Raw genomic sequence first — 20,115 nt, 5'->3', positions numbered from 1 at the left:
TGAGTGGGGGAAGCCCCGCGCCTTTCGCGCAGGGCGAAAATTTATTGCGCAGCGATCTCGGTGTTGAACGCCCAGTCGAGCCACGGCATCAGGGCTTCGACATCCGACGCCTCGACCGTGCCACCGCACCAGATGCGCAGACCAGCGGGTGCGTCACGGTATGCGCCGACATCTAGCGCCACACCTTCGGCTTCCAGCCGCTTGGCGACGGCCTTTGCAAACGCAGCCCCGTCCTTGATGCGATCATCGGTGAACTTCAGGCAGACAGACGTGTTCGACAGCGTCGCCGGGTCATACGCCAGAAAGTCGATCCAGTCGCGCATCTCGACAAAATCTGCGATGGCCTTGGTGTTGGCATCCGCACGATGGATCAGACCTTCCAGCCCGCCAACCGAACGCGCCCAGTCTAGGGCGAACAGATAGTCCTCGACCGCCAGCATCGACGGCGTGTTGATCGTCGCACCGGAGAAGATACCGTCGATCAACTTACCACCTTTGGTCAGGCGGAATATTTTCGGCAGCGGCCATGCGGGGGTGTAGCTTTCCAGACGCTCAACCGCGCGCGGCGACAGGATCAGGATACCGTGCGCAGCCTCGCCGCCCAGCACTTTCTGCCAGCTGAACGTGGTTACATCCAGCTTGTCCCACGGCAGGTCCATGGCAAACGCGGCAGAGGTCGCGTCGCAAATCGTCAGACCTTCGCGCCCCGCCGGAATCCAGTCACCATTCGGCACGCGCACGCCCGAGGTCGTTCCGTTCCAGGTGAAAACAACGTCATTGGTGAAATCGACCGTCGCCAGATCAGGCAGCTCGCCGTAATCGGCGGTCCTGGTCACCGCGTCCAGCTTTAGCTGCTTGGTCACATCCGCAACCCAACCGGCGCCAAAGCTTTCCCATGCCAGCACTTCGACCCCACGCGCGCCCAGAAGCGACCACATCGCCATCTCGACCGCGCCAGTATCTGACGCAGGAACGATGCCGATTTTGTAGTCTGCCGGAATGCCCAGCACCTCGCGCGTGCCTTCGATCGCCGCTTTCAGCTTGTCTTTGCCAATGGCGGCACGGTGCGAACGGCCAAGCGCGGCGTCCGACAAAGCATCCAAGGTCCATGTGGGGGGTTTGGCGCAGGGGCCAGAAGAAAAACGCGGATTTGCCGGCCGCGTCGCCGGTTGTGCAATATCAATCATGATACCCTCGCAGATATGTGCCCCTCGTTGGGGAGGGGTGTCCCACGCACCGGACTAGAGGTCGCAAGACAGGCGCGCAAGACGGAAAAGTGCCGAAATGCGTCGCTTTGTCAGGTTCAAACGGCATGTTTGACGCCGATCGGAAACTTTCGGGGCTGAATTTCCCAACAATGCCCTTGCAACAAGGTGCGCGCCCATGGTCAGAGTGCCCGCGTCTAACCAAGGAATCGACATGCCGCTTGCTGATCCCCGCTTCATCATGAGCCTGATTAAAAGACGGCGCGATTTTTTCGCCCACGGGTCATTCAAGCAAGGCAAGTTCGACAAGATCATGTCGAAGCCCGCGCCGGCCAATCGGTATGCGATTTTCTTTACCCCCCGCAGCGGCAGCACACGGGTAAGCGGGCTGATTGCCGATGCTGAACTGTCCAACCGCCCCCGCGAGTTCTTCAATCCCAATTTCCTCGACCAGATCGCAAAACGTCATTCGGCTCGCAATCTGCGCGAATATGTCGAGCTGATACAAAGACAGCAGCAGAAGAACGGTCATTTCGGGTTGGAGATCACCTACAAACAAATTGTCTATGCGTTTACGACGGGCGCTCGTTTCCTGTCCTTCTATCAACCGCATAAAACGGCATGGCTAATCCGCGAAGATATCTTGTCGCAGGCTGTTTCCGTTTCACGACTGATCCAGACACAAGTGGCCCATTCGCCGCATGTCAGCTCGGACGCCCTGGCGCAGGCCGATGACCAGTTTCACTACGACGCCCGACAAATCCGCGCGGCGATGTCGCGGATTGTCTGGATGGAGCGCCGGACCGAGGCCTTGATCGCGCGGGCCAAGCTGGACAGCTTCCGGTTTTCCTATGAGATGACGAACGCCCTTGGCCCAGACCGAGCCACACGTCTTCTGGCCGAAAAGCTGGGCATGCCGGTGCCGCCTGAAGGCGTCGAAGAACAACACAAGAAACTTCCCGGCAAAAAGGGCAATGACTTTGTGGCTCGCTTCCGGTCTGAACACCCCGACTTGCTTCGATCAGTGGACCGCAAGCGCGCGCCATTGCTTGCACTGATTGAAAAGCAAAAAGAGCTATTTCTCTGACTGGACGGCCCAATCCCATGTATACCGCGACACTCCTTTCCGTTCCGGCGGCACGTAATTTGGATCCCGCCCTCGTCGACAACCTGCGCAACGCATGGGGCGGCGGCGATGCGATATGGCTTTCCGCAGACGAGGCCGCCGAGTTCGACTTGCAGCGCCTGCCTTCAAATCAGTGGGAGGTCTGGTCAGAGCTACAAGAGCTGGGTGTCGATCTGGTGGTTCAACCCTCCAAGGGGCGTCGCAAGAAGATGCTTCTGGCGGATATGGATTCGACCATGATCCAGCAGGAATGCATCGACGAACTGGCGGACGAAGCCGGCGTCGGGGACCGTGTGAAAGACATCACCGCGCGCGCGATGAACGGCGAACTTGATTTTGACGGCGCGCTAAAGGAACGCGTCGGACTGTTGGCGGGATTGCCTGAAACCGTCATCGCAGACGTGCTTTCAAACCGCATTACGCTTATGCCCGGCGGGCGCGAATTGTTGGCGACGATGAAGGCGAATGGCGCCTATGCGGCACTCGTATCAGGCGGATTCACCGCTTTTACCGCCCATGTTGCCCAAACCCTTGGCTTCGATGAAAATCGGGCGAACACGCTTGTGATTGCAGATGGCAAACTATCGGGCACGGTCAGTTTACCCATCTTGGGACGCGAGGCAAAAGTTGCCGCGCTGCGCGACATCTCTGCCAGACTTGGGTTGACTCATGACGAAGTCATGGCGGTCGGTGACGGCGCAAACGACCTTGGTATGTTGGGGCTGGCAGGGGCGGGTGTGGCGCTGCACGCCAAACCTTCGGTCGCCGCCGAATGTGATATCCGCATCAACCACGGCGACCTGACCGCACTGCTTTACATCCAAGGCTACGCAAAGACCGAGTTTGTCGGTGTTTGACCTGACAACTGAAGTTGTGTTGCTGTTGCTGGGCGCCGCTTTCGTAGCAGGATTTGTGGACAGCATTGCGGGCGGAGGTGGGTTGATCACGTTGCCCGCGCTGTTGTTGGCAGGGGTGCCGCCTGTCACCGCACTGGCCACCAACAAGGTTCAGGGGTTGTTCGGCGCCGGCATGGCGGCTGTCACCTATGCTCGTGCGGGTCACGTGAACCTGCGACGCCAAATCCGAGCCGCTGCCTTGTCGTTTGCGGGCGCTGTCATCGGGGCGTTTTTGGCAAGCTCTTTGCCCACCGACGTAATACGCTTGGCCCTGCCTGTCCTGCTGATCGCCGTCGCCGTGTTCTTTGCGGTGAAGCCCGGATTGGACGACATCGACAAACACGAACGGATCACGCCGTTTCTTTTCACCGTCACCTTCGTGCCGCTGATTGGGTTCTATGACGGGCTGCTGGGGCCGGGCACGGGCGCGTTTTTCATGATCGGCTTTGTCAGCCTTGCGGGCTATGGCATCTTGCGCGCCACTGCTCACACCAAGCTGTTGAACTTCGCGTCAAATGTCGGCGGCTTGGTGGGCTTCATGCTCGTCGCCCCACCACTTTGGGCGCTTGGGCTGGCGATGGGCGTGGCCCAGATGGCCGGGGCCTATTTGGGGTCAACACTTGCCAGCCGGATCGGGGCCAAGCTGATCAAACCGGTGCTTGTGATTGCCTCAAGCGCGCTGGCGTTGAAGCTGCTGTCCGAGTGGTTTTAGCGAAGCAACGCGGCGGAGGGCCTGATTTCTCCGGTCGTCAACCCGGCGAAGTTCTTCACATCCGGGTTCATCCGCTTCTTCACCATCGGGTCGCGCGCATCCAGAACACCCAGTTTCACAAGGATCGCCGCAATCGCGCATTCAGACGCGCGCGTGGCCCCGTCGGTGATTTTCAGCGCAACGCCAAGCTCTTGATCCGGCAGAATCGCCACAAAGAACGCCTCGGCCCCGGTTTTCAGCACCGCCTTGCCTTTTGCGGCGCGCATCAGCTCGGTGCAGGCACGGGTTTCACCAGCGACCAGTTCGGGATGCAACATCATCGCTTCTCGCAGGCGGACGGCAGCGTCCTGACGCGTGCCCGCGCCAGCCTTCGCCCCGGCAAACGCCCCCATGGCGCGGCCCATGCCCGCCATCGTGGACGCGAAGTTAGGCGCTGAGCAGCCGTCGATCCCGTATCCGGGACTGTCTTCACCGGTGATGTCTTCAAACGCGGCCTTGATGGCGGTTTGCACGGGGTGGTCCAGATCGACATAGTCCGCCCCGGCGCCCAAATGACGGGTCAACGTCAGGAATCCCGCATGTTTACCCGAACAATTGTTATGGATCCGGCAGGGGCTTGTGTCGGTTTTGATCAACCCAACCTTGGCGTCGCGATCGTCAGGCATCTGTGGACCGCATAGCAGGTCATCATCGCCCAGCCCCATTTCTGCCAACCAGCGCGTCACGCGGTCGGTGTGGATCGCCGCCCCTTGGTGGCTGGCACAAGACAGCGCCAGTTGCTCGGTCGTCAGACCCGCGGCATCTGCGGCGCCGCTTTCAATCAGCGGAAGGGATTGCACCATCTTGGCCGAGGAGCGCGGCAGGATCACCTGATCGGGATCGCCCCATGCCTCAACAATCTCGCCCTTCGCGTTGCAAATAACGGCGTGACCAGCGTGCTGGCTTTCAAGGATATCACCCCTCCAAACCTCGACAAGCTGCTCTGGTTGGGTCATTGAAGGCTCCTTTCCCAATAAACGCGCGAAATTCCGCCGCAGGGGCTTTTAATACGCGCGCATTTCGCGCTAAACTCCAAGAACAGACTTGGAAACGACCCAAGCGCAACAGTCAAGGGCCGCGTCAGACGGTTGGGACGCGCAAGGGCTTGAGGCAGAGGCAGCTGGAGGCTGTGTTAGATATGAAACGAACGATTTCAGGCGCGATTTGCGCACTGGGCCTGTCGCTTTCCGCGACGGGCGTTTTCGCTCAGGAAAGTTCGAACCGGGTCGCTGCAAACACCGATTGGAGTGTGTTTGTAGAGGACAACCCAACGGAATGTTGGAGTGTCTCCAGTCCCAAGGAAACGGTGAACACAAAGAACGGGCGTGCCGTTGCGGTGAAACGCGGCGACATCCTTTTGTTTGTCAGCTACCGACCTGGCGCAAAGGTCAACGGAGAGGTCTCCTTCACCGGTGGCTATCCTTTCGCTCCGGGGTCGACCGTGACGTTGAACGTTGGCGGAACCGATTTCCAACTGTTCACCGAAGGCGAATGGGCTTGGTCAGCATCCCCCGCGGATGATGCCAAGATCATTGCCGCGATGAAGCGTGGGGCATCTGCGATTGCGAATGCCCAAAGTGCGCGCGGGACGAAGACCAAGGACACGTTCAGCCTTCTGGGCTTTACGGCAGCGGTCGAAGAAGCCGGCAAACGCTGCGGCGGTTAAGCTTCAGGCCCTTCACGACATTCTGATACGCCATGGCGCAATCCATGGCGTGACAAGCTATGTTTGCTGGACTATACCTTGCCGCCTTGCACAAACTGGAACGCGCCATGGACCCCACAGCACCGATCACACAGGATGTTATGACCATCCCCCGCAAGACCGACGAAGGTGGCAAACGCAACCTCGTGGGTCTGACGCGTGACCAATTGCGTGACGCTTTGATTTCTGTGGGCACACCTGAAAAGCAGGCGAAAATGCGGACCGGACAGGTGTGGCAGTGGATCTACCAATGGGGCGTGCGTGACTTTGACGTCATGACGAACCTTGCCAAGGCCTACCGCGCGCTGCTGGCCGAGCATTTCGTCATCGAAATTCCCGAGGTCGTGACCCGGAAGGTGTCCGAAGATGGCACCCGCAAATACCTTGTCCGCATCGCGGGCGGTCACGAGGTCGAGGTCGTCTATATCCCCGAAGAAGGTCGCGGCACGCTGTGCATCAGCTCGCAGGTCGGCTGCACCCTCACCTGCTCCTTCTGCCACACAGGCACCCAGAAACTGGTGCGTAACCTGACATCGGCCGAGATTGTCGGGCAGATCATGGTCGCGCGCGACGATCTGGGCGAATGGCCTGAACCCGGTGCGCCCAAGGACGAAACCCGACTGCTGTCCAACATCGTACTGATGGGCATGGGCGAGCCACTGTATAATTTCGAGAATGTGCGCGACGCGATGTTGATCGCCATGGACCCGGAAGGCATTCAGTTGTCGCGCCGTCGGATCACGCTGTCCACGTCAGGCGTCGTGCCGGAAATCGCCCGCACCGCCGAAGAAATCGGCTGCCTTCTGGCGATCAGTTTCCACGCCACCACCGACGAGGTGCGCGACAAGCTGGTGCCGATCAACAAGCGCTGGAATATCGAGACGTTGCTGAATGTCCTACGGGACTATCCCCGACTGTCGAACTCCGAACGGATCACGTTTGAATATGTGATGCTGAACGGCGTAAATGATACAGATGATGACGCCCGCCGCCTGGTTGAACGCCTCAAGGGCATCCCGGCGAAGGTCAACCTGATCCCATTCAACGAATGGCCCGGCTCGCCCTATACCCGCAGTTCGAACAACCGCATCCGGGCGTTTGCAGACATCATCTACAAGGCCGGCTATGCCAGCCCCATCCGCACTCCGCGCGGCGAAGACATCATGGCCGCCTGCGGTCAGTTGAAGTCTGAAACGGAACGCGCGCGCAAGTCGAAACGGCAGATCGAGGCCGAGGCGGGCTTGGGGCAATAGACGGTCCCTGCCTGTCGCGCTATGCTGATGGTTCGGGCGGTGCCCGATAGGTGGCACCCTCCCCTAAAGTGGAGGTTTCAAGATGAGCTATGTTCAAGGGTTCCTGATCCCGGTGCCGATCAAAAGCAAGGACGCCTATCGCGACCTTGCCGCCCAATCCGCACCGATCTTTCAGGAATACGGCGCGACCCGCATCGTTGAGACATGGAGCGAGACTACACCGGACGGCAAAGTGACCGACTTCAAGCGCGCGGTGAAGGCTGAAGCTGGCGAGGCCGTCGTATTCTCGTGGATCGAATGGCCGGACAAGGAAACCTGTGAAGCTGCTGCCAAGCGCATGGAAAACGACCCGCGCTGGAAAGACATGGCTGAGATGCCGTTCGACGGCAAACGCATGATCTGGGCCGGCTTCGACCCGATCTTTGAAGTCGAAAGCTGATGCAGAATGACGAGGCGCAGACGTCACAGCGGCAGATCGGGGCTGCAATAGGATAAGGGTAAGCGAGCGCATGATGCCCGCTGCCCTTCGGCTCTCGGCGTGATCGCCGGTGTCGCGAAAAAATTGAAGCAAGGTGCTGAATTGCCAAAAAATCTACGTCCCATCGTCTCCATCATCATTCGTCGATTCCGGCAAGAATACGAACAAGACATCATGCAATCGCTCCGAGAGTTGCAGAAAACAGCCGCCAATCAGCCGGGGTATCTGGGAGATCAAAACAGCCTTTCACACGACGACGAATGCTGCGAACTGGTGAACGTCTTTGCATTCGATTCACGCAAGAACCTCAAAAAGTGGGAATCTTCCGACGCGCGCAAAAGACACTTGGCGGAACTGGATGCACATCCGCAAGAGACTGCGAACAATATTCAGTTCGACGAACTTGCCCCGCTCCTCAATCCGAAGGTGCACATCAGCAAGGTCGAAATCGTTTTGATCCTGATCTTCTGGATCGTCGCCATCGGCGCCATCTTGGGCTATGTCGCCGATTTGCTTTTGCCTGCAACTATTCCCGACTTGGCGCGCACGGTTCTGCTTGTCTCGGTCAACGTCGTGCTTATCAGCTATATTTTTCTTCCATGGTCGACCAAATTGTTGACGCGAGTAAAAGCGCGCGCAACCAAAATGGCGCGCAAGACATAAGCGAATTACCGCCCCGGAATATCAGTCCGTTTGCTTGATTTGCCCCATCCGTCAATGATCTCAATCGCCTCTTGTGCGGTTTCGACGAAGTTAAACAGCTCAAGATCATCCGGGCTGATCGTGCCGGCATCTGCCAAAGCCTCCCAATTCACGATCCGGGTCCAGAAGTCGCGGCCGAACAACAGGAATGGCACCCGTTTCATGCGCCCGGTCTGGATCAGGGTCAGGCTTTCGAACATCTCGTCCAGCGTGCCAAAGCCGCCGGGGAAGATGGCAATCACCTCAGCGCGCATCAGGAAATGCATTTTGCGGATGGCGAAATAGTGAAAGTTGAAGCACAGATCCGGCGTCACATATTCGTTCGGCGCCTGCTCGTGCGGCAGCACGATGTTCAGGCCGACCGACACGCCGCCCGCGTCCACGGCGCCTCGGTTCCCAGCCTCCATCACACCGGGACCACCGCCGGTGACAATCACGTTTTCGCGGTGGCCATTCACCTTGGATCGCAGTGTCATAAGCCGCGCAAACTCGCGCGCCTCGTCATAAAACCGTGACAGCTCTGCCAGCGTTTCGGTCCGCGCCGTGTCCTTCTGTGCAGGTTCCGGGATACGCGCGCCGCCAAACAGGACGACTGTGCTCTCCACCCCGTATTCCTGCATCAAAAGCTCGGGCTTCATCAGCTCCAACTGCCAGCGCACGGGCCGCAATTCATCGCGGCACATAAACTCCTGATCGTCATAGGCCAGACGATACGCCTGCGCGCGGGTTTGAGGCGTATCGGGTATTTGATGCGCCGCTTCACGGTCCTGATGGCTGTCGCGGAACGGATGGCTGCGGTCGTCATTCATGGGCACTGATCCTGTTTCTTATGCGTTCTTCCAAGAGCTAGCGCCTTTGGCGGCGAAGGGCCAGTGCCGCGATTGCACCAAGGCGCAACCGGATCGGGATGGCGCAATTCGTTGCACAAATCACCGATCCCGCTTATAGCCCAATCGAAACCAAACTCGCCCAACCCCATGCACGGAGCCCTTTGCCATGTCGAACGCCCAACTCGAAGCCGCCATCGAAGCCGCCTGGGAGGCGCGTGACACGATCACCCCCGCCACCAAAGGTGAAACGCGCGAAGCGATCGAAGATACGCTGAACGCCTTGGACGGGGGCGGGCTGCGCGTGGCGGAACGTCAGGACAATGGTGATTGGCATGTGAACCAGTGGGCGAAAAAAGCCGTTCTGCTGGGCTTTCGTCTGAAAGACATGGAACAGCAAGAGGGTGGCCCACAAGGTGCGGGCTGGTGGGACAAGGTTGACAGCAAATTCAAAGGCTGGGGCGACAACCAGTGGAAAGCCGCTGGTTTCCGCGCGGTCCCGAATTGCATCGTTCGCAAATCGGCCTTCATCGCGCCCGGCGTGGTTCTGATGCCCAGTTTCGTGAACCTTGGCGCCTATGTGGACGAAGGCACCATGGTTGACACATGGGCCACCGTCGGATCGTGCGCGCAAATCGGCAAGAATGTGCACCTGTCGGGTGGCGTCGGCATCGGTGGGGTGCTGGAACCTATGCAGGCTGGCCCGACCATCATCGAGGACAACTGCTTCATCGGCGCCCGCTCGGAAGTCGTGGAAGGCTGCATCGTACGCGAAGGATCGGTGCTTGGCATGGGCGTGTTTATCGGCCAGTCCACCAAGATCGTAGACCGCGAAACCGGTGAAGTGATGTATGGCGAAGTGCCGCCCTATTCGGTGGTTGTCGCAGGCTCGATGCCGTCGAAGAACGGGGTCAACCTGTATTGCGCGGTGATCGTGAAACGCGTGGATGCCAAGACCCGCTCGAAAACCGGGATCAACGATCTGCTGCGCGACTGATCGCTTGTAAATCCAGCATCTGGGCACGCCGTTCCACGTGGGCGGCGCGCTTTTTTCAACCCTTTTGCAAAAAAAGTGACGTAAAACCCGGCCTGCGCCGTATCACCCTCAAACGATGGGAGGATCACATGATACGTCTACTTCTACTCAGCAGCCTGATTGCGGTCGGTTTTGCCGCCGAAGCGGCCCAGACCCGCAGCCAAACAGCACCAACCGCCTGCACCTTCGCGGTGTGACACGGCGGGCTTGATCCCAGCGCGGATGCGGCCTAAGCCCACCGCATGGAAAAAGAGAAAAAACCGAAAAAGCCCCATCAGGTTTACACCCTGCTGGTTCAGGTCGGCCGCAAGGACGGCGACGGCCTGCCCGACGGCGCGACCGGCGCGGCGCTGGTCTGTTATGCCTCGGGCGTGGACGAAGCCGAAGCTGTGCGCGAAACCGTTGCAATCCTGAAGCAAGCCGATTTGGCCCCGTTGGATGTGAACGGCTATGGCAGCCTTGATGAACGTCTGGCCGAAGGGCATGACATTCCCGGTGACGAACGCACCTTGATGGGACGCGCGCTGAAAGAAAACAGCGTGATAGTCGCGCAGATGACACCGTTCTTCGACGAGGACACCTGATGGGCACCGTTTTTTGGGATCTTGATGGCACGCTCACCGACCCCAAGCCCGGAATCACCGGCAGCGTCGTTAAAGCGCTAGAGGCTCTTGGTCTAGACGCCCCGCACCCCGATGATCTGGAATGGGTGATCGGCCCTGCCCTTCTGTGGAGCTTTGAGAAGCTCGGCGTGGCCAACCCCCAGGCCGCGCTGGATCATTATCGGGCGTTTTATGAAGACGAAGGCGGCATGTATGACTGCACCGTGTTCGACGGCATCCCCGAGGCGCTGAGCACCATCAAATCCCGGCATGTGATGCATATCGCGACAGCCAAACCCCATGCATATGCCCGTAAGATCACCGCCCATTTCGGGCTGGCGCAGCATATGACGCACGAGTTCGGGCCAGAGCTTGACGGCACGCGCAACGACAAGGGCGATCTTTTGCGCCACGCGCTTGCCTACACGTCAACCGACCCGGGTGGCTGCGTGATGGTGGGGGACCGCCATTACGACCTGAACGCCGCGCGCGCGGTGGACATGAAGTTTGTCGGCGTAACCTGGGGCTACGGCGGGTCGGATGATCTGTCGGATGCGGATGCAATGGTCGAAACACCTGCAGATCTGCCGGGTGTGATCGAAACGCTTTTGTCCTGACCAGACGGCGGTTCAGTCAGGCCGCACCACAGTTTCAAACGAGTCTGGCAGCTGTGCCGCAGGGTCCAGAAGGGCCGGCAGCGGGATGCCGAACATCGCGACCGTGCCATCTTCGGACAAAGAGCCGTTGGTCGAAATGATTTCCTTCGCCCTGATCGACATCTGAATACCATGTCCGGTCATCGCGCTCTGGAACGCGCCCAGCATCGCGGGGTCCATGCCTGTCTCGCTCGCGTTTCTCTTGATTTCGAGAAGATCGAAAGACAGGCGGATCAAGCCACCCTCCATCCGTTCGATGGTCACACCGGTGTTCGGATTGACGCTGCCGGCCGCACCTGCATTGGCCTCTTCTTCCTCGATCTTGGCGATCAGGTTGTCGATTGTATCGGTTTCCTCGACCAGACAGCTATACGATCCATCCGCGTTCTGGACGCCAACGCCGTCTTCGCAGGGATCCTGCCCGCTTGAGGCTATCATCTGAATAAGCTCTGGCCCCATGGTCATGTTGGCCGACATCGTCGCCGTTTCACTGTCATGAACCGTCAGCGACAGATCGGCATCGAAACAGGCCGACAGAGGAAGAATGATCAAGAGATACAGGAGTTTTTTCATGGGATTCCTATTGCCGATGCCGCGACCAGTTGCGGCAGGTTAAGACGGTAGCCTTGCAAGGTCCAGAGCCACCCCCCGATCCAAGTGCCTCAGGCCACGGCCGAGCGTGACATCAGCACCCGTGCTTCGTGCGCTTTCAGGGTGCGACGTGCGGCGGCAGAATACCCCCCGCCTGTGGCCGGGTCGATTTCCGGAAACAGGCTATATATTTCATCTACGATGTCCTGCTCGAAGATTTTCGATGTTTGCGGTCCCGGCAGAAAACTTTCCGTGGCCAGCCCTTGCGAAAAGACCACCTGATGGGTGTCAAACAGGATATGGACATATTCGACCGTGCCCCCCTCGATCCGGCGCACGGACTTGTCATTCACAAGGTCTTTTGCTGCCACCAGAACCTCGCCTTCGCCGAACAAAAGCTCGGCCAAGGCGTCGCGGATCAACACCCGATGCTGTGGTGAGACAAGCAGCGTGTCGTGTTCGCCAAAGGTGTCGGCGCTGATGCGGATTGGCGCAAACCTGTCCACGGCATCAACTCGGCGGCGCCCGATCCAGCGCATAGGTTGCGGCCCATTGTCGACTGTCAGCACCATATCGCCCGGCAAAAGGCTTTCAACCGGCACCTGCCCGTCGGGTGTTGCAATCATCGTGCCTGCCACAAAGCATGGAATGGAGGACAGGCTGACCATCGCCGTATCGCTTTCACCCGATACGGTGTCTTCGACCTTATAGGTAAAGCTGACCTCTTCCGTGTCGCCGTCACCGACCAAGGTCAACGTGCCGTCAGCGTTCAACGTAATCGATTGCCCGGTGTTCAGGGTGACGGTGTCGCCCGCGCTGACGGGGATGCCGTTGATGTGGGTGATTTCAAGCGTGCCGCCATTGGCGACCGTATCATTGGCCAGAACGTCAACGGTTTTGGTGCCGTTGGGATAGACGTTGTAGTCATCATCAAAGGCCAGAACGTCCGACTGGATGCTGTCGCCCGCAATCAACAGGTTTGAATCATACGCGTTATCGGACACGTCTGCGACGCCAACCTTGATGGTATTCACCTGTCCCGCAATGACTGGGATCTTGACCGACATGGTCAGGGTGAAGCCGTCCATCTCGGTGTTGTATTGGTCGCCGGTATTATCGACGTATAGGTTCGAGTTGTCTGAGTTGTTGACGTTTCCGACACTGGAACTGCCGATTGTCATCTCGACTTCTTGTCCGTTGATCCAGACACCCACCACGTCGTTGTAGACCGAGTTGGTGAATTCCGGATATTCCTCGGACGAGAAAACGAACTGCATCGATACGTAGGTGACGCCGGGGTCGGGGATGAAGTCGACCTCCAGAAACGACGCATCAAAGGTGCGCGCGCCGGCAAGGTCGTCAAAATCGTCGTCCCGATCCACGCCATCTGTGTTGGTCGAGGTGTTGTTACGAACGTTGGTGTTCGACCCGCCATTGCCATTGGTGAAATCGGACGCGCGACCGGTTGACAGGATCACGCCGCTGTCAGCAGGCATGACACCGGGCGACGTATTGTCACCGCCTGAATAGGTGGCCGAGCTTTGGTTGTCGCCGGAATAGGAAGCGTCGACAACCGTGACCCCGTCGCCAAAGATTTCCTGCGCCATGGTGATGGCGTTCGCGTTGGTGTTGATAGATAGCTCTGTTGCGGTCGCCACGTCTGCCTCCAATCCAAAGGCAGAGCGGATCGCGAAACAGGGCAAGGACTTGCCCCATATGCGGAAACTGCTTCAATGGAACCGGCCGCGTTTTCGCGTGCAAACGGTTCGCCAACCCTGCCTCAGGTCGCTCTTTTGGCTTAATATGGCTGAAAATATCCCGGCTGTTAATACATTGGTGACTTTTGCGTCGTGCATGCGCAATCTGTCGCCTTGAAGCCACATTTGCAGTGCCCTTCGCGAGGCATTACAGAGGTTTCAAAGGAGCCCGAAGTGATGCCTAATCCCACGTTTGATCCAACTGATCCGATCGCTCTGACCGCGCGGCTTGTGAAATGCGCGTCGGTCACACCAAACGAAGGTGGCGCACTGGTGCTTCTCGAAGATTTGCTGACAAACGCAGGGTTTGACTGCACGCGCATAGACCGTGGCGGCATTGCGAACTTGTTTGCCCGCTGGGGCGAAAAAGACGCGCCAACGCTTGGGTTCAACGGGCATACCGATGTCGTGCCGGTTGGTGACACTGATGCCTGGACCTTTGATCCGTTCGGCGCCACGATCCAAGATGGTTTCATGTTTGGTCGCGGGACGACCGACATGAAATCCGGTGTCGCCGCATGGGTCGCAGCCGCGATCGATTTCGTCGCAGACGCGCCCAAAGGCGTGTCACTGATCCTGACCATCACCGGCGACGAAGAAGGTGACGCCACTGATGGCACCATCGCGATCCTGGACTGGATGGCCAACGCCGGGGAAAGCATGGACGCTTGCATCGTCGGCGAACCCACATGCCCCAACACCATGGGCGAAATGATGAAGATCGGGCGACGCGGATCAATGACGGCCTATTTCACCGCACGCGGTGTTCAGGGTCATTCCGCCTATCCGCACCGCGCCTTGAACCCGGTTCCGGCCCTTGCGCAGCTGATCACTGAACTTGCGGCGCATGAACTGGACCAAGGCACAGACCATTTCGACGCTTCCACCTTGGCCGTCACCACATTCGACACAGGCAACCCGGCGACCAATGTCATCCCGGCAGAATGCCACGCCACCGCGAACATCCGCTTTAATGACGCCCACAGCTCGGACAGTCTGACCCGCTGGCTGGACGATCAGGTCGCGCGCGTCAGCAAGGCCACGGGTGTGGATATCGAGATGCGCGTGACCGTGTCAGGCGAAAGCTTCATCACGCCACCCGGCCCGCTGTCTGATCTGGTCGCCTCAGCGGTCGAGGCCGAAACCGGACAACGGCCCGAGGCCTCGACCACCGGCGGAACCTCGGACGCGCGGTTCGTCAAGAACATCTGCCCCGTGGTTGAATTCGGTCTGGTTGGCAAAACCATGCATCAGGTCGATGAATGCGTTGATGTGTCCCAAATTGCCCAGCTTAAATCCATTTATTCCCGCATCATTCAGGACTATTTCGCATGAGCCAATTGCCCTCGAAAAAAGAGATCCTGCACTGGATCTCCGAGAACCCGACCCAAACCGGCAAACGCGACATCGCGCGTGCCTTCGGGATCAGGGGGGCTGGGCGGATCGATCTCAAACGTATCTTGCGCGAACTTGAGGCCGAGGGGCATTTGGCCAAGCGCAAAAAGACCTATCGCGATGCGGACAAGTTACCGCCTGTTGCCGTCTTGCGGGTCGATGACCCGGACACGGACGGCGATCTTTTTGCGACCCCGCTGGAATGGGAAGGCACGGGCGCCCCACCGCGCGCATTGTTGCTTTTGAAAGGGTCTGATCCCGCGCTGAAACCCGGCGAACGCATTCTGGCGCGGATGACCGAGGTGCAAGACGAACCCTACGGCTACGAGGCGCGCCTGATCCGTCGTATCGGCACCAATCCGATCCGCATCCTCGGGATTTTTCGAAAAGGGTCGGAAGGTGGCCGTGTCGTGCCCATCGACAAGGGCCAAGACAAGGAGTGGATGGTCGACGCCGGTGCTGACGAAGGCGCAAAGGACGGCGAATTGGTCGAGGCGCAACAATCCGGGCCAAAGGCGCGCATGGGGCTGCCAAGGGCACGCATCGTGGCGCGCCTTGGTGACCCAACTGCGCCGCGAGCCGTCAGCCTGATCGCAATCCATCAACACGGCATCCCCGATGCCTTTCCCGACAATGTAATCGCCGAGGCCGACAGCTGGAAACCAGCCGGTTTGAATGGGCGTGAAGATCTTCGTCACCTTCCGCTCATCACCATCGACCCGGCCGATGCGCGCGATCACGATGACGCATGTTATGCGCACGCAGATGACAATCCGAAGAACACTGGCGGCCATGTTGTTTGGGTCGCCATTGCCGATGTCGCGCATTATGTGACTCCCGGATCAGCGCTGGATCATGAAGCGCGGCGGCGGGGCAACTCGACTTATTTCCCTGACCGCGTGGTGCCAATGCTGCCAGACCGCCTGTCCGGCGATCTGTGCAGCCTGCACGAAGGCGTGCCGCGCGCCTGTATCGCTGTGCGTATGGTGCTGGACGCGCAGGGCAACAAGATCAGCCACAGCTTCATTCGGGGATTGATGAAATCCCACGCCTCGTTGAACTACGCCGAGGTGCAAGCGGCCCGCGACGGCCAACCGAACGAAAAATGTGCCCCCTTGATGGACGAGGTGATCACGCCGCTTTTCGAAGCCTACCATGCAACCAAAACGGCCCGCGCCGCGCGCCAACCACTTGATTTGGACCTGCCGGAACGAAAAATCATTCTGGATGACGATGGCAAGGTCACCTCAGTCGCTTTTGCCGAACGGTTCGATGCGCATCGGCTGATCGAAGAATTCATGATCCTTGCCAATGTCGCCGCCGCAGAAGAACTGACACGGCTCAGGCGCCCGCTTCTGTTCCGTGTGCACGAAGAACCCAGCCCTGAGAAGCTGGAAGCCCTGCGAGAAGTTGCCCAGGCCTCGGGCTTCACCTTGGCAAAGGGGCAGGTTTTGAAAACCCGCCATCTGAACAATCTACTGGCGCAGGCGCAGGACACCGAGTTTGACGAATTGGTCAACCTATCAACGCTGCGTTCGATGGCGCAAGCTTACTACTATCCTGAAAACTATGGACATTTCGGGTTGGCGCTGCAATCCTATGCGCACTTCACCTCGCCCATCCGACGGTATTCCGACTTGATCGTTCATCGCGCGCTGGTGTCCGGTCACGGATGGGGCGACGATGGCCTTAGCCCCGAGGATATCGAACGGCTAGAGGCAACGGCCCAGCACATTTCGGAAACGGAACGCCGATCAATGGCGGCTGAACGCGATACCAATGACCGCTATCTGGCCGCATTCCTGTCTGAACGGGTGGGCAATGAGTTTTCCGGTCGCGTGTCGGGCATCGCGCGCTTTGGGCTGTTCGTGAAGCTGGATGAAACGGGCGCTGACGGACTGGTGCCGATCAGCACGCTGGGCAACGAATATTTCCGCCATGACGCCGAGGAACAGAAGCTGATCGGCGAACGCACTGGACTGGTCATTGGGCTGGGTCAGCGGGTCACGGTCCGGCTGGCCGAGGCCATTCCGACGACAGGTGGTCTTGCGCTTGAACTGCTCGACATCGAAGGGCGCAAACTTCCGAAAAGTCGAGGGCGCCAAAGGGGGAAACCTGCGGCGCGGAAACCCATGAACGCGAAGCGGAAATCAGCGAAATTGAAAAAGAAGGTCAAAAGGTCTCGTTCATAAGGGACCCGTTTAAATGTTTTAGAGGTGTGAGTTGGTCCGTAACAGTGCAGAGTTGGAACAGGATTTCAACGTTTGGCGTTCTTCGTTTGAAGAACGCGCAGCCGAGGCGGGTATTTCCCCGCGCACGCTCAAGCTGTGTGGCGGCTATTTGCAAGCCGATCCACGGGTGTTGGAAAAACAATCGGCGCAGGCAGAGTTTACGCTGACGATTTGCGACTACTTGGAACGCGCCGTTCCCGAAGCACGCGTGCGCAAAGGGCGCGCGCGCTTCAAGGCGCACAGGGATTTGCTGAACGACATCGCGACCACCTACAAGGTCGATGTGCAGGTCATCGTGGCCATCTGGGGCATCGAGACGAATTACGGCCAGACCCGCGGTGATTGGTCCGTTTTGTCAGCCTTGGCGACATTGGCCCATTCCGGCCACCGGTCTGACTTCTTCGAAGCCGAATTGATCGCCGCATTGCAGATCATCGAAAGCGGCGATATCGCACCGTCGGCGATGAAAGGGTCATGGGCAGGCGCAATGGGCCATGGTCAATTCATGCCGTCCAGCTTTCAGAAATACGCGGTTGACCACGACGGCGACGGACGTCGCGATATCTGGGGCACGGACCCTACCGACGGGCTCGCCTCGATCGCCAACTATCTGGCCCAGCATGGCTGGAAGGTCAGCCGCCCCTGCCGCATCGAAGTCGCCTTGCCAGCAGATTTCGACTTTGCCCTGACTGGGCGCGCGACGACCCGCACAGTTGGCGACTGGACCGCGATGGGCGTTGTCGCAGCTGATGGGGCACCAATCCCTGACTATGGTCGCTGTTCGGTGATCGTGCCCTCTGGCGCAACCGGTCCAGCCTTCATGACGTTCGAGAACTTCAACGTGCTACTGACGTATAATCGCGCCGAAGCCTATGGCATTGCATCTGGATACCTGGCCGAAAGGGTGCAGGGAGGCAAACGCCTGAAAAGGCAGTGCCCGAAAGACCATGTCGTCCTTGGCCGCGAAGGTATGCGCGAACTTCAGGAGCGGTTGACAGCCTTGGGCTTTGACACCCTCGGTGCAGATGGGTTCAGCGGCCCGAATACCCAATCCGCGCTTCGGGCCTATCAAACCCGGTCCGGGCTTGTGCCCGACGGATTTGCATCTGGTGAAGTGCTGGACAGGTTGCGATCCAAAACCGGTTGATCACTGCGGCCTATTCGAATTCCATTTCAGCATAGACCTGCCCCGCATTCTTTGTCGCAAGCTCTTCGAATGTGTCGTGATGGGCGAAGGGAGATTGATCGACGTAATACGCCTCTTCCAAGGTTCCGCCGTCTTCCAGAAGCTTGCCAATTTCGCCGCGCAGATGCTTCAGATACCCGATCGTATGCGCTTCGACCTGCGCCATGTTGGTGGGGTAGCCGTGGCCGGGGATCACATAGGTCGCGCCAATCGGGGCAAAGACAGTTTCCCATGTCTCGATCCAACAGCTGGTGCAGGTGTCTTCGAAGATGGGCGGAATGCGATTGTGAAACGCCATGTCACCCGCGATCATCAGGCTGTCTTCGGGCAACCAAACCTGAATGTCGCCGGGGCTGTGGGCCGGGCCGGAGTGCAAGACCTCGATATGCTTTGACCCCATATCGATGACATGCTTGTCCTCGAACGTAGTGGTCGGCCCCATCGGTTCGGTGCCTTCCCAGTTTTCACGAGCATAGCGTTTCATGCCTTCGAAGATCTGAGCGCCATATTCTTCAAACTCTTCTGCCGCATCGACATGGGCCAGCACCTCGACCCCCTGTGCAATCCAGTAATTGTTGCCCAGCATTGCGTGGCCTTGGCCGTTTTCGTTGATCACCAGCTTGACGGGTTGATCCGTGACGGCCTTGATCTCGGCGTGCAGAGCTTCGGCCAGCTTGAAGTTCGCACCGGCGTTCACAACAATGACACCATCGCCGGTGACGATGAAGCTCAGGTTGTTGTTATGGCCGGTGTTTTCATAGGACGGCGGCGCTGTGGCTCCGATGGCGGTCCAGACTTCGGGGATCACCTCGACCGGTTTTTCATACAGCGCTGACCCTGGATACTGGTCGGGGATGTCTTCGTCGGCAAGGGCTGGGCTTGCGAGAAGGGCCAGAATTGCGGTGGTGAAACGGATCATGCGATTACCTCCCTGTCTTTGGTTCAGGAAACATAGACTCATTCGCATGTGTAATGCCAGCGTTTAACGCCCCGCTTCGGCAGCGGCCCGGATCGCGCGAATATTGTCGCCGTAAACGTCAGGCTTCGCGACAGATCCACCTTTGAACACAGCAGATCCGGCGACCAATACATCTGCGCCAGCTTCGGCCACCAAAGGTGCCGTTTCGGTCGTGACGCCGCCGTCGATCTGGATGTGAATTGGCCGGTCACCAATCATCTGACGCAGGCGGCGCGTTTTCTCGACCCCCGAGTGGATGAATTTCTGGCCACCGAAGCCGGGATTCACGGTCATGAGCAGCACCATATCGACAAGGTCCATGACATGTTCAATGCTGTCCAGTGGTGTGCCGGGATTGAGCGATACACCAGCCTTCACGCCTTGCGCCCTTATGGCTTGAAGCGTGCGGTGGATGTGCGGTCCAGCCTCGACATGTGCGGTGATCATATCGGCACCAGCCTCGGCGTAGGCTTCGATATAGGGATCGACCGGTGCGATCATCAAATGCACGTCCATGAAGGTTTTCACATGCGGGCGGAAGGCTTTCACGGCGGGCGGTCCGAAGGTCAGGTTGGGCACGAAATGCCCGTCCATCACGTCCACATGCACCCAATCCGCGCCTTGGGCTTCGATGGCCTGAATTTCCTGTCCGAAATTCGCGAAATCGGCGGACAGAATGGACGGGGCGATTTTGATCGAACGGTCAAAGGACATGCGGGGCCTCCGGCTTGAGTGTCTGGCGCCGTTATAGCGGCATTTG

20 protein-coding genes are annotated in these 20,115 nt (G+C 58.8%); 13 read left to right on the top strand and 7 right to left on the bottom strand.

From position 1 onward, the window contains the following. Positions 1–41: 41 nt before the first annotated feature. On the bottom strand, positions 42–1,184 hold the full coding sequence (locus ACXYMP_RS02900; RefSeq protein ID WP_458905306.1) for a phosphoserine transaminase: 1,143 nt from the start codon (positions 1,182–1,184) through the stop codon (positions 42–44). A 235-nt stretch (positions 1,185–1,419) separates the two neighbouring features. On the opposite strand from ACXYMP_RS02900, the gene ACXYMP_RS02895 reads away from it, so the two are divergent. The 3 genes from ACXYMP_RS02895 to ACXYMP_RS02885 are packed head-to-tail and all read left to right on the top strand — an operon-like array spanning position 1,420 to position 3,939. Next, positions 1,420–2,292: a Stf0 family sulfotransferase gene (locus ACXYMP_RS02895; protein WP_298567370.1), complete on the top strand. Its 873-nt coding sequence runs from the start codon at positions 1,420–1,422 to the stop codon at positions 2,290–2,292. A 17-nt stretch (positions 2,293–2,309) separates the two neighbouring features. After that, positions 2,310–3,188 carry a phosphoserine phosphatase SerB gene (gene serB, locus ACXYMP_RS02890; protein WP_458904225.1) on the top strand — a complete coding sequence of 293 codons (879 nt, stop codon included), beginning with the start codon at positions 2,310–2,312 and terminating at the stop codon, positions 3,186–3,188. Next, a complete protein-coding gene (locus ACXYMP_RS02885) occupies positions 3,181–3,939 on the top strand; it encodes a TSUP family transporter (protein WP_458904223.1) in 759 nt (252 codons plus the stop codon). The genes serB and ACXYMP_RS02885 overlap by 8 nt, the downstream gene beginning before the upstream one ends. Here ACXYMP_RS02885 and ACXYMP_RS02880 read toward each other — a convergent pair. Continuing rightward, on the bottom strand, positions 3,936–4,934 hold the full coding sequence (locus ACXYMP_RS02880; RefSeq protein ID WP_458904221.1) for an asparaginase: 999 nt from the start codon (positions 4,932–4,934) through the stop codon (positions 3,936–3,938). The two genes, ACXYMP_RS02885 and ACXYMP_RS02880, sit on opposite strands and share 4 nt — an antisense overlap. Positions 4,935–5,116: 182 nt before the next feature. On the opposite strand from ACXYMP_RS02880, the gene ACXYMP_RS02875 reads away from it, so the two are divergent. The 4 genes from ACXYMP_RS02875 to ACXYMP_RS02860 all read left to right on the top strand — a co-directional run bounded on the left by ACXYMP_RS02875 (position 5,117) and on the right by ACXYMP_RS02860 (position 8,077). Further along, positions 5,117–5,644: an invasion associated locus B family protein gene (locus tag ACXYMP_RS02875; RefSeq protein WP_298567358.1), complete on the top strand. Its 528-nt coding sequence runs from the start codon at positions 5,117–5,119 to the stop codon at positions 5,642–5,644. Positions 5,645–5,751: 107 nt separating this feature from the next. Next, complete coding sequence (gene rlmN, locus ACXYMP_RS02870; RefSeq protein ID WP_458905304.1) at positions 5,752–6,936, top strand: 23S rRNA (adenine(2503)-C(2))-methyltransferase RlmN; 1,185 nt, start codon at positions 5,752–5,754, stop codon at positions 6,934–6,936. An 82-nt stretch (positions 6,937–7,018) separates the two neighbouring features. Beyond that, positions 7,019–7,375, top strand: coding sequence for a DUF1428 domain-containing protein (locus ACXYMP_RS02865; RefSeq protein ID WP_298567356.1), 357 nt, complete (start codon positions 7,019–7,021; stop codon positions 7,373–7,375). Positions 7,376–7,474: 99 nt separating this feature from the next. Further along, a complete protein-coding gene (locus tag ACXYMP_RS02860) occupies positions 7,475–8,077 on the top strand; it encodes a hypothetical protein (protein ID WP_298567354.1) in 603 nt (200 codons plus the stop codon). A gap of 5 nt (positions 8,078–8,082) precedes the next feature. Here the strand turns inward: ACXYMP_RS02860 and ACXYMP_RS02855 are convergent, their stop codons facing one another. Then, complete coding sequence (locus ACXYMP_RS02855) at positions 8,083–8,925, bottom strand: LOG family protein (RefSeq protein ID WP_298567351.1); 843 nt, start codon at positions 8,923–8,925, stop codon at positions 8,083–8,085. A gap of 187 nt (positions 8,926–9,112) precedes the next feature. Here ACXYMP_RS02855 and dapD point away from each other — a divergent pair, with 187 nt between their 5' ends. From dapD to ACXYMP_RS02840, 3 genes are all read left to right on the top strand, one after another. After that, positions 9,113–9,940: a 2,3,4,5-tetrahydropyridine-2,6-dicarboxylate N-succinyltransferase gene (gene dapD / locus ACXYMP_RS02850; protein WP_298567347.1), complete on the top strand. Its 828-nt coding sequence runs from the start codon at positions 9,113–9,115 to the stop codon at positions 9,938–9,940. A 281-nt stretch (positions 9,941–10,221) separates the two neighbouring features. Beyond that, a complete protein-coding gene (locus tag ACXYMP_RS02845) occupies positions 10,222–10,563 on the top strand; it encodes a hypothetical protein (RefSeq protein ID WP_298567345.1) in 342 nt (113 codons plus the stop codon). Beyond that, positions 10,563–11,198, top strand: coding sequence for an HAD hydrolase-like protein (locus ACXYMP_RS02840; protein ID WP_298567342.1), 636 nt, complete (start codon positions 10,563–10,565; stop codon positions 11,196–11,198). Before ACXYMP_RS02845 ends, ACXYMP_RS02840 begins: the two co-directional genes overlap by 1 nt. A gap of 12 nt (positions 11,199–11,210) precedes the next feature. Here ACXYMP_RS02840 and ACXYMP_RS02835 read toward each other — a convergent pair whose 3' ends face one another. Together ACXYMP_RS02835 and ACXYMP_RS02830 are read right to left on the bottom strand one after the other, a co-directional pair. Next, positions 11,211–11,810, bottom strand: coding sequence for a hypothetical protein (locus ACXYMP_RS02835; RefSeq protein ID WP_298567339.1), 600 nt, complete (start codon positions 11,808–11,810; stop codon positions 11,211–11,213). A gap of 89 nt (positions 11,811–11,899) precedes the next feature. Beyond that, the gene (locus ACXYMP_RS02830) at positions 11,900–13,486 is read right to left on the bottom strand and encodes a Hint domain-containing protein (RefSeq protein WP_363317608.1); all 1,587 of its coding nucleotides are present in this window, start codon (positions 13,484–13,486) and stop codon (positions 11,900–11,902) included. A 276-nt stretch (positions 13,487–13,762) separates the two neighbouring features. On the opposite strand from ACXYMP_RS02830, the gene dapE reads away from it, so the two are divergent. The 3 genes from dapE to ACXYMP_RS02815 are packed head-to-tail and all read left to right on the top strand — an operon-like array spanning position 13,763 to position 18,358. Continuing rightward, on the top strand, positions 13,763–14,920 hold the full coding sequence (dapE, locus tag ACXYMP_RS02825) for a succinyl-diaminopimelate desuccinylase (RefSeq protein ID WP_458904216.1): 1,158 nt from the start codon (positions 13,763–13,765) through the stop codon (positions 14,918–14,920). Continuing rightward, complete coding sequence (rnr, locus tag ACXYMP_RS02820; RefSeq protein ID WP_298567334.1) at positions 14,917–17,172, top strand: ribonuclease R; 2,256 nt, start codon at positions 14,917–14,919, stop codon at positions 17,170–17,172. Before dapE ends, rnr begins: the two co-directional genes overlap by 4 nt. A 31-nt stretch (positions 17,173–17,203) precedes the next feature. Further along, the gene (locus tag ACXYMP_RS02815; RefSeq protein WP_458904213.1) at positions 17,204–18,358 is read left to right on the top strand and encodes a lytic murein transglycosylase; all 1,155 of its coding nucleotides are present in this window, start codon (positions 17,204–17,206) and stop codon (positions 18,356–18,358) included. Between the two features lie 10 nt (positions 18,359–18,368). On the opposite strand, the gene ACXYMP_RS02810 is transcribed toward ACXYMP_RS02815, so the two are convergent. Beyond that, positions 18,369–19,316 (bottom strand): MBL fold metallo-hydrolase, encoded by a 948-nt coding sequence (locus ACXYMP_RS02810; protein ID WP_458904211.1) that lies wholly within the window; start codon positions 19,314–19,316, stop codon positions 18,369–18,371. Between the two features lie 63 nt (positions 19,317–19,379). Continuing rightward, positions 19,380–20,069 (bottom strand): ribulose-phosphate 3-epimerase, encoded by a 690-nt coding sequence (rpe, locus tag ACXYMP_RS02805; RefSeq protein WP_298567329.1) that lies wholly within the window; start codon positions 20,067–20,069, stop codon positions 19,380–19,382. Positions 20,070–20,115 lie beyond the last annotated feature (46 nt).

This window comes from Aliiroseovarius sp. CAU 1755 (genome assembly GCF_054482655.1).
The sequence above is the reverse complement of the archived record's forward strand: the minus strand, read 5'-3'. Positions and strand labels throughout refer to the sequence as shown.